This window comes from Burkholderia catarinensis (assembly GCF_001883705.2).
In the GTDB taxonomy this organism is placed as follows: Bacteria; Pseudomonadota; Gammaproteobacteria; order Burkholderiales; family Burkholderiaceae; genus Burkholderia; species Burkholderia catarinensis.
Genome location: NZ_MDEQ02000019.1, coordinates 12,823 through 26,948, shown reverse-complemented (window position 1 = coordinate 26,948; position 14,126 = coordinate 12,823). Strand labels below are relative to the sequence as shown.

Sequence of the window (14,126 nt, the reverse complement as noted above, 5' to 3'; positions counted from 1 at the left end):
GCCGTTTTTTCACCGACTTACAAGGCGTGCTCCGCAGTCGTCGAGCGCGCCTTTTTCGCTTGATCGGCACTGAATGGATCATATTCGCAATTTCTCGATCATCGCCCACATCGACCATGGCAAGTCGACGCTCGCGGATCGCATCATCCAGGTATGCGGCGGCCTCGCCGACCGTGAAATGGAGGCGCAGGTGCTCGACTCGATGGATATCGAGCGCGAGCGCGGCATCACGATCAAGGCGCAGACGGCCGCACTGTCCTATCGCGCGCGCGACGGCAAGGTCTACAACCTGAACCTGATCGACACGCCGGGGCACGTCGACTTTTCGTACGAAGTCAGCCGTTCGCTGTCCGCGTGCGAAGGCGCGCTGCTGGTCGTCGACGCAAGCCAGGGCGTCGAGGCGCAGACGGTCGCGAACTGCTACACGGCGATCGAACTCGGCGTCGAGGTCGTGCCCGTGCTGAACAAGATCGACCTGCCGGCCGCGAACCCCGAGAACGCGATCGAGGAGATCGAGGACGTGATCGGCATCGACGCGACCGACGCGACGCGCTGCAGCGCGAAGACGGGCCTCGGCGTCGAGGACGTGCTCGAGTCGCTGATCGCGAAGGTGCCGCCGCCGAAGGGCGACGTCAATGCGCCGCTGCAGGCGCTCATCATCGACTCGTGGTTCGACAACTACGTCGGCGTCGTGATGCTGGTGCGCATCGTCAACGGCACGCTGCGCCCGAAGGAAAAGATCAAGATGATGGCGACCGGTGCGCAGTACCCGGTCGAGCACGTCGGCGTGTTCACGCCGAAGTCGCGCAATCTCGAATCGCTGTCGGCGGGGCAGGTGGGCTTCATCATCGCCGGCATCAAGGAGCTGACGGCCGCGAAGGTCGGCGATACCGTCACGCACCTGGCCAAGGCCGCCGCCGAGCCGCTGCCGGGCTTCAAGGAAGTGAAGCCGCAGGTGTTCGCCGGGCTGTATCCGGTCGAGGCGAACCAGTACGACGCGCTGCGCGAGTCGCTCGAGAAGCTGAAGCTGAACGATGCGTCGCTGCAGTACGAGCCGGAGGTGTCGCAGGCGCTCGGCTTCGGCTTCCGCTGCGGCTTCCTCGGGCTGCTGCACATGGAAATCGTGCAGGAGCGGCTCGAGCGCGAGTTCGACATGGATCTCATCACGACCGCCCCGACGGTCGTCTACGAGGTCGTGCAGAGCGACGGCTCGACGATCCGGGTCGAGAACCCGGCGAAGATGCCGGAGCCGGCGCGCATTGGCGAGATCCGCGAGCCGATCGTCACCGTGAACCTGTACATGCCGCAGGACTACGTCGGTTCCGTGATCACGCTGTGCGAGCAGAAGCGCGGCTCGCAGATCAACATGCAGTATCACGGCCGCCAGGTGCAGCTCACGTACGAGATCCCGATGGCCGAGATCGTGCTCGACTTCTTCGATCGCCTGAAGTCGGTGTCGCGCGGCTATGCGTCGATGGACTACGAGTTCAAGGAATACCGCACGTCCGACGTCGTGAAGGTCGACATGCTGATCAACGGCGACAAGGTCGACGCGCTGTCGATCATCGTGCACCGTTCGCAGTCGCAATACCGCGGCCGCGAAGTCGCCGCGAAGATGCGCGAGATCATCCCGCGCCAGATGTACGACGTGGCGATCCAGGCCGCGATCGGCGCGCACATCGTTGCGCGCGAGAACATCAAGGCGCTCCGCAAGAACGTGCTCGCGAAGTGCTACGGCGGCGACATCACGCGGAAGAAGAAACTGCTCGAGAAGCAGAAAGAAGGCAAGAAACGGATGAAGCAGGTGGGTTCGGTCGAGATCCCGCAGGAAGCGTTCCTTGCAATCTTGCGCGTCGAAGACAAATAACAGGACTGATCCGTTTATGAATTTTGCGCTGATTCTTTTTGTGCTCGTCGTCGTGACGGGCGTGGCGTGGGTGTTGGACAAGCTGGTGTTCCTGCCGCGGCGACGCAAGGCGGCCGATACGGCGATCGACGAGTTCGATCGCCAGCAGTCGCGCATCGACAAGCGTTTCGCCGACGAAAACGCGGTGCAGACGCGTTCGAAGCTGCGCGACGAGAAATTGCGCCAGCCGTGGTGGCTCGAGTACACGGCGAGCTTCTTCCCGGTGATCCTGGCCGTGTTCGTCGTGCGTTCGTTCGTCGTCGAGCCGTTCAAGATTCCGTCGGGCTCGATGGTGCCGACGCTGCTGGTCGGCGACTTCATCCTCGTCAACAAGTTCGAATACGGGCTGCGCCTGCCGGTCACGAACACGAAGATCACGCAAGGCAGCCCGCTGTCGCGCGGCGACGTCGTCGTGTTCCGCTATCCGAAGGACGAGTCGGTCGACTACATCAAGCGTGTGATCGGCCTGCCGGGCGACACGGTCGCATACCAGGACAAGCAGCTCACGATCAACGGCCAGCCGGTGCCTGAAACGGCACTGCCGGATTTCTTCGACGACGAGCGCCAGAATTACGCGAAGCAGTTCGAGGAAACGATCGGCAACAAGAAGAACGCGATCCTCAACAACCCTGCCGTGCCGCCGTTCGTGATGGGCGCCTACGACTATCCGTATCGCGACAACTGCACGTACAACAGCCGCGGCGTGATCTGCAAGGTGCCGCCCGGTCACTACTTCATGATGGGCGACAACCGCGACAACAGCGCGGACAGCCGCTACTGGGGTTTCGTGCCGGACCAGAACATCGTCGGCCGCGCGTTCTTCATCTGGATGAACTTCAGCGATCTGAAGCGCATCGGTTCCTTCAACTGATCGCATTCGACGTACACGCAATACGTGACGCACGGGCCGCGTCGCGTATTGCCGAACTACTTTAAGAACCGGCGGTAACACCGCCTCGTCACGCCTTTTCGTGTCCGGCCGTGCCGTTTCGGCCCGACCGGCGCGCGCGTTATACTCCTGCACATGCCCCTATCCCAGTTGGAAAGCCGGCTGCGCTACGAATTTCGCAATGCGGAATTGTTGCGCCAGGCTTTGACCCATCGCAGTCACAGTGCCACGCACAACGAACGGCTCGAGTTTCTCGGCGATTCCGTTCTGAATTGCGCGGTGGCCGCCCTTTTGTTCCAGCGTTTCAGCAAGCTGGACGAAGGTGACCTGTCGCGCGTACGCGCCAACCTCGTCAAACAGCAGTCGCTGTACGAAATTGCTCAGGCCCTGAATATCTCGGACGGGCTGCGGCTGGGCGAGGGCGAACTGCGCAGCGGTGGGTTCCGCCGCCCGTCGATCCTCGCGGACGCGTTCGAAGCCATCATCGGGGCCGTGTTCCTCGATGGCGGCTTCGAAGCCGCCCAAGGGGTCATCAAGCGCCTCTATATCCCGATTCTCGACCACATCGATCCGCGCACGCTCGGCAAGGACGCGAAGACGCTGCTGCAGGAATACCTGCAGGGGCACAAGATCGCGCTGCCGACCTACACGGTCGTCGCGACGCATGGTGCGGCGCACAATCAGCAGTTCGAGGTCGAGTGCACGGTGCCGAAGCTCGACGTGAAGGTGTCGGGCTCCGGTGCGAGCCGGCGCGCGGCCGAGCAGGCCGCCGCGAAGAAGGCGCTCGACGAAGTGATGGCGGCCGCGCCGATGCTGGCCACGAAGCCGAAGCGCTCGAAGAACGCGCGCGGGTCGAAGCATGTCGAACCCGAAATCGTGCCGGGCGTGAAGGGCGTGCAGGAAGCGCTCGACCTGCGCTCGCCGGAGCGGAAGGAACGTGCAGCGGCGCGCGAGGCCAGGGCGGCCGGTGCGGCGCCCGCGGCGAGCGGCGCGGAGCCGGCCGCGGCACCGATGGCCGCGATTCGCGCGACGCATGTCGAGACGGCTGCCGACAAGGGCGAACGGGCGGCGAAGCCGGCGACCGACAAGGTTGCCGAAAAGCCTGCCGAGCGGCCCGACAAGGTCGCGGAAAAGCCCGCGGAAGCCGCGCCGCGCGCAGCCGACAAGCCGGCCGGTCACGCAGCCGATCCGGCATCCTCGCCGGCCGACAAGTCTGCCGCCGGTTCCGACCCCGCTTCGCGCGCGGCCGTGCGCACGCGCGATGCCGCGGCGCCCGACTCCGAAACGCCGCCGGGCGGCGCGAGCCTCGCTGCCGCGCAGGCGCGCGTGGCCGATGCCGACTACTAAATTGCCCATCGATCGTGCCGCGCGCTGCGCGGCCGTTTCCGAACCTGTCTCCCAAACGATATGAACACTCCCGCTCCTACCGGTTTCCGTTGCGGCATGATCGCGATCGTGGGCCGCCCGAACGTCGGCAAGTCGACGTTGATGAACGCACTCGTCGGCCAGAAGATCAGCATCACGTCGCGCAAGGCGCAGACGACCCGCCACCGCATCACCGGCATCAACACCACCGACGACGCGCAATTCGTGTTCGTCGACACGCCGGGCTTCCAGACTCGCCACAGCACCGCGCTGAACCGTTCGCTGAACCGCGCGGTCACGTCGACGCTGACGTCGGTCGACGTGATCCTGTTCGTGATCGAGGCCGGCCGCTTCGGGCCCGACGACCAGAAGGTGCTCGACCTGATCCCGCCCGGCATGCCGACGCTGCTGATCACGAACAAGATCGACCGCGTGACCGACAAGGCGACGCTGTTCCCGTTCATGCAGAAGATGAGCGCGCTGCGCGAATTCGCCGAGCTCGTGCCGCTGTCGGCGCAGCGGCCGGAAGACATCAAGCGCCTGCTCGAGACGATCAAGCCGTACCTGCCGGAAGGCGTGCCGATCTACGGCGAGGATGAACTCACCGACCGCAGCTCGCGCTTCCTCGCGGCCGAGATACTGCGCGAGAAGGTCTTCCGCTGGACCGGCGACGAACTGCCGTACACGAGTACCGTCGTGATCGACAAGTTCGAGGAGGAAGGGCGCCTGAAGCGCATCTTCGCGACGATCCTCGTCGAGCGCGATTCGCACAAGGCGATGGTGATCGGCAAGAAGGGCGAGAAGCTCAAGCAGATCAGCACCGAGGCGCGGATGGACATGGAGCGGCTGTTCGACGGCCCCGTGTATCTCGAAACCTTCGTGAAGGTGAGGAGCGGCTGGGCCGACAACGAGGCGGGGCTGCGCGCCTATGGGTACGAATGACGCGCTGACGTCGACCGAAGACGCGGTGACGGCCGGCGCGAACGACGCGCCGCTGCCGGCACCGCCCGAACCGCCGCGCAAGGCGCGGCGCGCGACGTCTCGCACGTCCGATTTCCGCGTCGCCGAGCAGCCGGCGTTCGTGCTGCACAGCTATCCGTACCGGGAAACGAGCCTGATCGTCGACGTGCTGACGCGCGATCACGGCCGGCTCGCGCTCGTCGCGAAGGGCGCGAAGCGCCCGCACTCCGCGCTGCGCGGCGTACTGCAGACCTTCCAGCCGCTGCTGCTGTCCTGGTCGGGCAAATCCGAGGTGCGCACGCTGACGGGCGCCGAGTGGGTCGGCGGGATGCTGCCGCTCGGCGGCGACGGGCTGCTGTGCGGTTTCTACGCGAACGAGCTGCTCGTGAAATTCTGCGCGCGCGAGGATCCCCAGCCGCCGCTCTTCAATCATTACGTGCTGACCCTCACGCGCCTCGCGCACGGCGAGCCCGCGGTGCAGGTGCTGCGCTCGTTCGAGCGCGTGCTGCTGCGCGAGACCGGCTATGCGGTGGCGCTGAACCGCACGGTCGCGCGCCGCGCGGTCGAGCCCGACCGCCGCTACGTGTTCGATCCGGAGCGCGGCGTGCGCAACGCGGACGACGATGTGCCGTCGCACTGGCCGGTCATCACGGGTCAGACGTTGCTCGACATGGAGCAGGACGATTACCATCGAGCCCAGACGGTTGCGCAAAGCAAGACGCTGATGCGCTTCCTGCTGAACACCTATCTCGGCGGTACGCCGCTTGCCACGCGTCAGATCCTGATCGACCTGCAAAACCTATGAGCTTCTTCCTGACAACGCCCACCGCCATCGACCTCGGCGTGAACATCGACCACGTCGCGACGCTGCGCAATGTGCGCGGCACGAGCTATCCCGATCCGATCCGCGCGGCGCTCGCCGCCGAAGAGGCCGGTGCGGATGCCATCACGCTGCACTTGCGCGAGGATCGCCGTCACATCGTCGACGCGGACGTGCGCAAGCTGCGCCCGCTGCTGAAGACGCGCATGAATCTCGAATGCGCGGTGACGGCCGAGATGCTCGACATCGCGTGCGAAGTGCGTCCGCACGATGCGTGTCTCGTGCCCGAGAAGCGCGAGGAGCTGACGACCGAAGGCGGTCTCGATGTCGCCGGCCACTTCGAGGCCGTGCGCGCGGCGTGCAAGCAGCTTGCCGACGTGGGCGTGCGCGTGTCGCTGTTCATCGACCCGGACGAGACGCAGATCCGCGCCGCGCATGAAGCGGGCGCACCGGTGGTCGAGCTGCATACGGGCCGCTACGCCGAGGCGCACGACGAAGCAGAACAGCAGCGCGAATACGAGCGCATCGTCGCGGGCGTGCAGGCCGGCGCGCAGCTTGGCCTGAAGGTCAATGCGGGGCACGGGCTGCATTACACGAACGTGCAGCAGATCGCCGCGATCGACGGCATCGTCGAGCTGAACATCGGCCACGCGATCGTCGCGCACGCGATCTTCGCGGGCTGGGACAACGCGGTGCGCGAGATGAAGGCGATCATGGTCGCCGCACGTGTCGCCGCGCTGCACGGCGGTGCGCGCTGACGATGAAATGCCGCCGCGTCTCGCACGTCGTTCTTAACCCTGCCCCGCTGGGGCGCACCGGCGCGTACTGACATGGCGATCTACGGCATCGGTACCGACATTGCCCAGGTGAGCCGCGTCGCGGCCGTGCTCGAACGCACGGGCGGCCGGTTTGCCGAGAAGGTGCTGGGCCCCGACGAACTGCGCGTGTTCCATGCGCGCCGTGCGCGCTCCGAGGCGCGCGGCATCGCGTTTCTCGCGACGCGCTTTTCCGCGAAGGAAGCGTTCTCGAAGGCGATCGGGCTCGGCATGCACTGGCCGATGACGTGGCGGGCGCTGCAGACCCTCAACCACCCGAGCGGCGAGCCGTACGTGGTCGCGTCGGGCGAGCTGGCCGACTGGCTTGCCGCGCGCGGCATCACGGCCCGCGTGACGGTCAGCGACGAACGCGACTATGCGGTGTCGTTCGTGATCGCCGAGACGGACGCCGCACCCGCACCTGTTTCCCGAACCTCCTCCTGACGGAATTCCCGAATCGATGAAAACGACTCCCGGCCCGGTCATGCTCGACGTCGTCGGCACGGCCCTGTCGCGCGACGATGCGCGGCGCCTCGCGCATCCGAACACCGGCGGCGTGATCCTGTTCGCGCGGCACTTCCAGAATCGCGCGCAGCTGACCGCGCTGACCGACTCGATACGCGCGGTGCGCGAAGACATCCTGATCGCCGTCGATCACGAAGGCGGGCGCGTGCAGCGCTTCCGCACCGACGGCTTCACGGTGCTGCCCGCGATGCGCCGCCTCGGCGAGCTGTGGGATCGCGACGTGCTGCTCGCGACGAAGGTCGCGACCGCCGTCGGCTACATCCTGGCCGCCGAGCTGCGCGCGTGCGGGATCGACATGAGCTTCACGCCCGTGCTCGACCTCGACTACGGGCACTCGAAGGTGATCGGTGATCGCGCATTCCATCGCGACCCGCGCGTCGTCACGCTGCTCGCGAAGAGCCTGAACCACGGGCTGTCGCTCGCCGGGATGGCGAACTGCGGCAAGCATTTTCCGGGGCACGGCTTCGCGGAGGCCGATTCGCACGTCGCGCTGCCGACCGACGATCGCACGCTCGACGCGATCCTCAAGCAGGACGTCGCGCCGTACGACTGGCTCGGCTTGTCGCTGTCCGCGGTGATCCCCGCACACGTGATCTACACGCAGGTCGACAAGCGGCCGGCCGGTTTCTCGCGCGTGTGGCTGCAGGACATCCTGCGCGGGCAGCTCGGCTTCACGGGCGCGATCTTCAGCGACGACCTGTCGATGGAAGCCGCCCGCGAAGGCGGCACGCTCACGCAGGCGGCCGAAGCCGCGCTCGCCGCCGGTTGCGACATGGTGCTCGTCTGCAACCAGCCGGATGCGGCCGAGGTCGTGCTGCACGGGCTGAAAGCGCAGGCATCGGCCGAGTCGGTGCGACGCATCAAACGGATGCGCGCGCGCGGCAAGGCGCTCAAGTGGGACAAGCTGATCGCGCAGCCCGAGTATCTGAAGGCGCAGGCGCTGTTGAGCAGCGCGCTGGCATAAGCGGGGAGGGGATGGCGCGGGGCATGCCATTCCGGTTGCTGAAACAAAAAGCCGCGCCATAGCGCGGCTTTTTCATGGAGGCGGCAGGGGCGAATCAAGCGGTCGGTGTTCGAGTTTTGACGCAACTAACGGTCAAATCCGACCAGCGCCCGTATTCACCGTCGCCTGCTCAGTTCACCTTCATCCGCTGCAATTTGTTGTACAGCGTCTTCGGGCTGATGCCGAGCAGCGTCGCTGCGCGGTGGCGCGTGCCGCCGACCGCGTCGAGCGTCGCGCGGATCAGCAGATCCTCGACGTCGGACAGCGGCGTGCCGACCTTGATCTGCACGCTGCTGCCGTTCAGCGCGGCGCCGGCGGAGAAGCTTGCCTCGCCCGCGCGCAGCGTCTCGATGAAATCGCCCGATGCGTCGTACGCGAAGCGTACGCGCTCCTGCAGCTCGCGCACGTTGCCGGGCCATTCGTAGGACAGGCATTCGCGCACGAAGCCCGGCGCCGCACGCTTGTCGGTCGTGCTGCGGCCGGTTGCGCGCGCTTCGCGGTTCAGTTCGTCGATCTGTGCGTCCGCGATCGCGAGCGCGTCGCCCTCGCGCTCGCGCAGCGGCGGCATCGTGATCGACGCGGCATCGAGGCGCAACCACAGATCCTCGCGCAGCGTGCCGTTCGCGACCGCTTCGCGCGCCGGGCGGCGCGTGGTCGCGATCAGCCGGAAATCGCTCGTGATCGAACTCGTGCCGCCGATCCGCATGAAGTTCTGCGAATCGAGCGCATGCAGCAGCGCTTCCTGCAGCACGAGCGGCAGCGCGGTGATTTCGTCGAGGAACAGCGTGCCGCCGCCGGCCTGCTCGAACAGCCCCGATTCGCGGCGTTCGGCGCCGTCGAACGCGCCGCGCTCATGGCCGAACAGCACGCTGTCGAGCGATGCGCCGTGCCGCCCGGCCTGGGCGATCATGCGGCAGTCGAACGAGACGAACGGCCCCTTGCGGCGCCGGCTCAGTTCGTGCAGCGTGCGCGCGGCCAGCTTCTTGCCGGTACCGGTTTCGCCCGAGAACAGCACGGCCGTTTCGGTGCGGGCGTTGTGCTCGATCATGTCGTACACGTGCTGCATCGCGTCGCTGCGGCCGACCAGCGCGCCGAAGCGGCCGAGATGGCGCAGCGATGCGCGTAGCGACTGCACTTCGTCGATCAGCTCGTACGGGCGGGGGATCCGCGCGAGCAGGCTGCGCAGGCGCGGAATGTTGATCGGCTTCAGCAGGTAGTCCCAGATACCGTGACGCAGGCCCTCGATTGCGCTCTCGACCGTCGCATTGCCGGTCAGCACGATGACGGGCAGCGAGCCGTTCGGCTGTTGCTGCGGCAGGTGCTGGAGCAGGTCGAACCCGCTGCCGTCCGGCAGGTTCAGGTCGACGAGGACGACATCGGGAATCGAGCGGCCGAGCGCCGTGCGCGCTTCGGCGAGCGACGTGGCCGTGTCGACCGAGAAGCCGTCTGCGGCGAGCAGCGCGGTGAGGCCGGAGAGACTGTTGGGATCGTCTTCGACAATCAGGGCGTGTGGCATGGTGGACGCGAGTCGAGTCAAGAGAGGCGGGCTGTCGGCCATCGAGGCCGCAGCCGCATGTCAGATTAAAAACTGATTTTATGCCCCGCCGAACGCGTAACGAGCATTATTTCTCCGGCGCTATAAAACAGTTACCGATGATACAAATTGAATATCTTTACCGGTGGATTTTGTGCTTCGTATGGCATTGGTCCGCGGTCGCTGTTTGCGGCAGGCAAACAAAAAGCGCCCCGAAGGGCGCTTTGTTCGATGCGGGTACGACCTGCGATTACGCGCGGCTGCGGTATTCGTTCGTACGCGTATCGATTTCGATCTTGTCGCCGATGTTGCAGAACAGCGGCACTTGCAGTTCGAAGCCCGTCTTGAGCTTGGCGTTCTTCAGCACCTTGCCCGACGACGTGTCGCCCTTGACGGCCGGCTCCGTGTAGATGATCTCGCGAACGAGGGTCGTCGGCAGTTCGACCGAGATCGCCTTCTCGTTGTAGAACACGACTTCGCACGCCATGCCGTCTTCGAGGTAGTTCAGCGCTTCACCCATCATTTCGGCTTCGACTTCGAACTGGTTGTAGTCGGCGTCCATGAACACGTACATCGGATCGGCGAAGTACGAGTACGTCACTTCCTTGCGGTCGAGCACGACGACGTCGAACTTGTCGTCAGCCTTGTAGACCGATTCCTGGCCTGCGTTCGTCAGCAGGTTCTTCATCTTCATCTTGACGACGGCAGAGTTGCGGCCCGACTTGTTGTATTCGGCCTTGGCGATGACCCAAGCATCGCTGCCGATCTGCACGACGTTGCCTACGCGGAGTTCCTGAGCGGTTTTCATAAAAAACTGTCCTGATCAAATCAAATAAATAAGTGCCTGAGCGTTGCGCGAGGGATGAGGCGCCAAGCGGTGCATTCCGGTGGACGCCAAAAAGCGAGCGCTTGCGTGGTCAGCCGTCGGATAACCGCTTATTTTAACTGAGATTTTGCGTATTCCGCCAGCTTTCCGGCGAGATCGCCGACGGCCGCGAGCGCGTCGGCCCAGCGGGCCGCGTTGGCGTCCAGTGCGGCGCGGTGTTGCCAGAAATCGGCCCAGTCGGGCGTGCCGGCGCCGTTCCACGCGTGCCAGAACCGCTCGAGCGCCGCGCGCGGCGCGTCGGCGAGACCGGCCGACAGGTGCGCGAGCGCGGCGTCGAGCTTCGGCAGGTGCACATCGTCGGCCTGCGGGTAGATGTGCCACACGAACGGCTTGCGCGCCCACTGCGCGCGGACGAACGAATCCTCGCCGCGCACGAAATTGATGTCGGCGACCCACAGCAGCGGATCGTAGTCGGTTTGGGGGACGAACGCGAGCCCGTGTGCGGCCAGGTTGCCGCTGCTCGCGTGCGCGCCCGCCGTGAACGACTCGACCCCGAAAAAGCGCGCGACGGCCGGCGACACGCGGCCGGCCGGTACGAGCGCGACGACCGGCGACGGGCCGTCGCGCCACTGCGCGAGCAGCGCGTCGACGGCCGGATTCTCGTACGCGAACAGGCTGACGACCGTCGTGCCGGGCGCCGGCGGCGCGCCGCCGGTCGCGCGCTGCCACCACGCGGCGCGCGCTGCCGGGTCGGTCTCGAAGGCCGTGCGCCGCGCATCGAGGTCGTGCTCCTTCAGGACGCCGCCCGTGCCGGCCGACAGGCCCGGGAAGAAGAACGTCTTCAGCAGCGGGTAGCGCGGATGCGGCGACGGCCGCAAATGGAAGTCGGCGACCCAGTCCTCGGCGCTCAGGTATTCGAGGTTGATCCACACCGGACGGCGCGCGCGGCGCGCCATCGCCGCGAGATACGCACCGGGCAGTTCGCACGCGAATGCCTCGATCACCACATCGGCGATCTCCAGCGCGTCGCCGACTTCCGCATGCCAGTGCTCGATCACGATCGTGTCGACCGTCTGCCGCGTCGCGTCGGGATCGATCCCCGGCAGCAGGCGCGCGAACGTGCGCAGGTCATCGACGAACAGGCGAACCTGCCAGCCGTGTTCGTGTGCGAGCTGGCGCGCGACGCGCCAGCACACGCCGATGTCGCCGAAATTGTCGATCACCGTGCAGAAGAGGTCGCAGGCGATCGGTTCGTCCGGCGCGAGCGGCGCGGCGGATAAGGGGGCAGCGGTGGTACGTGGCATCGAAGCGGGCCGGTGAATGCTCTAAACTGGCGATTCTAATAGACCCGTTCCGCGTTACAAGGCGCCCGGATCACGCATGACATCCCCAGAAGCCTCCGATACTCCGTTCGAACCGAAGAAGATCCTTGCGCAGTTGCCGCACATGCCGGGCGTCTATCGCTATTACGACACGGCGGGTGCCGTGCTCTACGTCGGCAAGGCGCGCGACCTGAAAAAGCGCGTGTCGAGCTATTTCACGAAGACGCAGCTGTCGCCGCGCATCGCGATGATGGTCACGCGCATCACGCGCATCGAGACGACCGTCACGCGCTCGGAGGCCGAGGCGCTGCTGCTCGAGAACAACCTGATCAAGGCGCTCGCGCCGCGCTACAACATCCTGTTTCGCGACGACAAGTCGTATCCGTACCTGAAGCTCACCGCGCACCGTTTTCCGCGAATGGCCTACTACCGCGGCTCGGTCGACAAGCAGAACCAGTATTTCGGGCCGTTCCCGAGTGCATGGGCCGTGCGCGAGAGCATCCAGATCCTGCAGCGCGTGTTCCAGTTGCGGACCTGCGAGGATTCGGTCTTCAATAACCGCACGCGGCCGTGCCTGCTGCACCAGATCGGGCGCTGCACGGCGCCGTGCGTCGGCGCGATCTCCGGCGAGGATTACGCGGTCGACGTGTCGAATGCCGCGCGTTTCCTGCTCGGGCGGCAGTCCGAAGTGATGAAGGAGCTCGAGCAGAAGATGCACGCGTTCGCGGCCGAGCTGAAATTCGAGCAGGCGGCGGCCGTGCGCAACCAGATGAGTTCGCTGGCGACGGTGCTGCACCAGCAGGCGATTGAAGTGGGCAGCGACAGCGACGTCGATATCCTGGCGGTTGTCGCGCAGGGCGGGCGCGTGTGCGTGAACCTCGCGATGGTGCGCGGCGGCCGGCACCTCGGCGACAAGGCGTATTTCCCGACGCACGTCGAAAGCGCGTTGACGCTCGCCGAGGGCGGCCTCGGCGGCGAGTCCGAGTTGGCGGAGGCGGCCGACGTGCCCGTCGACGTGTTGCCCGACCAGCCCGCGGAAGAAGCCGGCGGCGCGCGCGGCGATGCGGTGGCGTCGATCGAGGCCGAGGTGCTCGACGCGTTCATCGCGCAGCACTATCTCGGCAATCGCGTGCCGCCCGTGCTCGTCGTCAGCCATGCGCCCGCGAGCCGCGACCTGCTCGAACTGCTGTCGGAGCAGGCCGGGCACAAGGTGTCACTGGTGCGGCAGCCGCAGGGGCAACGGCGCGCGTGGCTGTCGATGGCCGAACAGAATGCGCAGATCGCGCTCGCCCGGCTGCTGTCCGAACAAGGTTCGCAGCAGGCGCGCACGCGCGCGCTCGCGGAGACGCTCAGCTTCGAATGCGACGATCTCGCGACGCTGCGGATCGAATGCTTCGACATCAGCCATACGATGGGTGAGGCGACGCAGGCGTCGTGCGTCGTCTACCACCATCACAAGATGCAGTCGGGCGAGTACCGCCGCTACAACATCACCGGGATCACGCCGGGCGACGATTACGCGGCGATGCGGCAGGTGCTCACGCGCCGCTACGAGAAGATGGTCGAACAGGCCGCGCAGGCGGCGGCTGCCGACGATGCGGCCGGCATCGACGGCGAGTCGACGCGCCAGGCCGAGGCGTCGAGCCTGCTGCCGGACATCGTGCTGATCGACGGCGGCAAGGGTCAGGTCGAAATCGCGCGCCAGGTGTTTACCGAACTCGGCCTCGACACGTCGATGCTGGTTGGCGTCGCGAAAGGCGAGGGGCGCAAGGTCGGCCTCGAGACGCTCGTGTTCGCGGACGGCCGCACGCCGCTCGAACTCGGCAAGGAGAGCGCCGCGCTGATGCTCGTCGCGCAGATCCGCGACGAGGCGCACCGCTTCGCGATCACCGGCATGCGCGCAAAGCGGGCGAAGGCGCGCCAGACGTCGCGGCTCGAGGAGCTCGAAGGCATCGGTGCGAAGCGCCGGCAGCGGCTGCTCGCGCGGTTCGGCGGGTTGCGCGGCGTCGTTGCCGCGAGCGTCGAGGAGCTCGCGAGCGTCGAGGGCATCTCGCACGCGCTCGCGGAGCAGATTTACAAGCAGCTTCACTGACACGCCCGTGCGGCCGGCTGCCTTGCCCGCGTTTTCGCGTTCCGTTTTCGCGTTCTTGTGGCAGGCCGG

The 14,126-nt window shown here is 66.2% G+C and carries 12 protein-coding genes; 9 read left to right on the top strand and 3 right to left on the bottom strand.

Translation table 11 applies throughout. The annotated features are described in order from the left end of the window. The first annotated feature begins 73 nt into the window (after window positions 1–73). The 8 genes from lepA (at window position 74) to nagZ (ending at window position 8,244) form a co-directional block, all read left to right on the top strand. The gene (lepA, locus tag BFF94_RS26640; RefSeq protein ID WP_128845113.1) at window positions 74–1,867 is read left to right on the top strand and encodes a translation elongation factor 4; all 1,794 of its coding nucleotides are present in this window, start codon (window positions 74–76) and stop codon (window positions 1,865–1,867) included. A 16-nt stretch (window positions 1,868–1,883) separates the two neighbouring features. Then, window positions 1,884–2,777, top strand: a complete 894-nt coding sequence (gene lepB, locus BFF94_RS26635) for a signal peptidase I (protein WP_128845111.1) — start codon at window positions 1,884–1,886, stop codon at window positions 2,775–2,777. A gap of 153 nt (window positions 2,778–2,930) precedes the next feature. Then, window positions 2,931–4,142, top strand: a complete 1,212-nt coding sequence (gene rnc / locus BFF94_RS26630) for a ribonuclease III (RefSeq protein ID WP_219140057.1) — start codon at window positions 2,931–2,933, stop codon at window positions 4,140–4,142. 60 nt (window positions 4,143–4,202) lie between these two features. After that, window positions 4,203–5,102, top strand: coding sequence for a GTPase Era (era, locus tag BFF94_RS26625; protein ID WP_128844784.1), 900 nt, complete (start codon window positions 4,203–4,205; stop codon window positions 5,100–5,102). After that, the gene (gene recO / locus BFF94_RS26620) at window positions 5,089–5,925 is read left to right on the top strand and encodes a DNA repair protein RecO (protein ID WP_219140056.1); all 837 of its coding nucleotides are present in this window, start codon (window positions 5,089–5,091) and stop codon (window positions 5,923–5,925) included. The genes era and recO overlap by 14 nt, the downstream gene beginning before the upstream one ends. After that, the gene (pdxJ, locus tag BFF94_RS26615) at window positions 5,922–6,698 is read left to right on the top strand and encodes a pyridoxine 5'-phosphate synthase (RefSeq protein WP_128844781.1); all 777 of its coding nucleotides are present in this window, start codon (window positions 5,922–5,924) and stop codon (window positions 6,696–6,698) included. The genes recO and pdxJ overlap by 4 nt, the downstream gene beginning before the upstream one ends. A gap of 72 nt (window positions 6,699–6,770) precedes the next feature. Beyond that, entirely contained in the window at window positions 6,771–7,199 is a 429-nt protein-coding gene (acpS, locus tag BFF94_RS26610; protein ID WP_021159685.1) for a holo-ACP synthase, read from the top strand. 16 nt (window positions 7,200–7,215) lie between these two features. Then, window positions 7,216–8,244: a beta-N-acetylhexosaminidase gene (gene nagZ / locus BFF94_RS26605; protein WP_128844778.1), complete on the top strand. Its 1,029-nt coding sequence runs from the start codon at window positions 7,216–7,218 to the stop codon at window positions 8,242–8,244. 169 nt (window positions 8,245–8,413) lie between these two features. On the opposite strand, the gene BFF94_RS26600 is transcribed toward nagZ, so the two are convergent. From BFF94_RS26600 to earP, 3 genes are all read right to left on the bottom strand, one after another. Then, window positions 8,414–9,799, bottom strand: a complete 1,386-nt coding sequence (locus BFF94_RS26600; protein WP_128844775.1) for a sigma-54-dependent transcriptional regulator — start codon at window positions 9,797–9,799, stop codon at window positions 8,414–8,416. Between the two features lie 268 nt (window positions 9,800–10,067). Next, complete coding sequence (efp, locus tag BFF94_RS26595) at window positions 10,068–10,625, bottom strand: elongation factor P (protein WP_128844773.1); 558 nt, start codon at window positions 10,623–10,625, stop codon at window positions 10,068–10,070. A gap of 128 nt (window positions 10,626–10,753) precedes the next feature. Further along, complete coding sequence (gene earP / locus BFF94_RS26590) at window positions 10,754–11,947, bottom strand: elongation factor P maturation arginine rhamnosyltransferase EarP (protein WP_219140055.1); 1,194 nt, start codon at window positions 11,945–11,947, stop codon at window positions 10,754–10,756. 76 nt (window positions 11,948–12,023) lie between these two features. On the opposite strand from earP, the gene uvrC reads away from it, so the two are divergent. After that, entirely contained in the window at window positions 12,024–14,057 is a 2,034-nt protein-coding gene (uvrC, locus tag BFF94_RS26585) for an excinuclease ABC subunit UvrC (RefSeq protein ID WP_219140054.1), read from the top strand. Window positions 14,058–14,126: the final 69 nt, after the last annotated feature.

Coding starts and splice junctions, on each gene's coding strand:
- lepA (WP_128845113.1), top strand. CDS start 74: ATGGATCATATTCGCAATTTCTCGATCATCGCCCACATCGACCATGGC.
- lepB (WP_128845111.1), top strand. CDS start 1,884: ATGAATTTTGCGCTGATTCTTTTTGTGCTCGTCGTCGTGACGGGCGTG.
- rnc (WP_219140057.1), top strand. CDS start 2,931: ATGCCCCTATCCCAGTTGGAAAGCCGGCTGCGCTACGAATTTCGCAAT.
- era (WP_128844784.1), top strand. CDS start 4,203: ATGAACACTCCCGCTCCTACCGGTTTCCGTTGCGGCATGATCGCGATC.
- recO (WP_219140056.1), top strand. CDS start 5,089: ATGGGTACGAATGACGCGCTGACGTCGACCGAAGACGCGGTGACGGCC.
- pdxJ (WP_128844781.1), top strand. CDS start 5,922: ATGAGCTTCTTCCTGACAACGCCCACCGCCATCGACCTCGGCGTGAAC.
- acpS (WP_021159685.1), top strand. CDS start 6,771: ATGGCGATCTACGGCATCGGTACCGACATTGCCCAGGTGAGCCGCGTC.
- nagZ (WP_128844778.1), top strand. CDS start 7,216: ATGAAAACGACTCCCGGCCCGGTCATGCTCGACGTCGTCGGCACGGCC.
- BFF94_RS26600 (WP_128844775.1), bottom strand. CDS start 9,799: ATGCCACACGCCCTGATTGTCGAAGACGATCCCAACAGTCTCTCCGGC.
- efp (WP_128844773.1), bottom strand. CDS start 10,625: ATGAAAACCGCTCAGGAACTCCGCGTAGGCAACGTCGTGCAGATCGGC.
- earP (WP_219140055.1), bottom strand. CDS start 11,947: ATGCCACGTACCACCGCTGCCCCCTTATCCGCCGCGCCGCTCGCGCCG.
- uvrC (WP_219140054.1), top strand. CDS start 12,024: ATGACATCCCCAGAAGCCTCCGATACTCCGTTCGAACCGAAGAAGATC.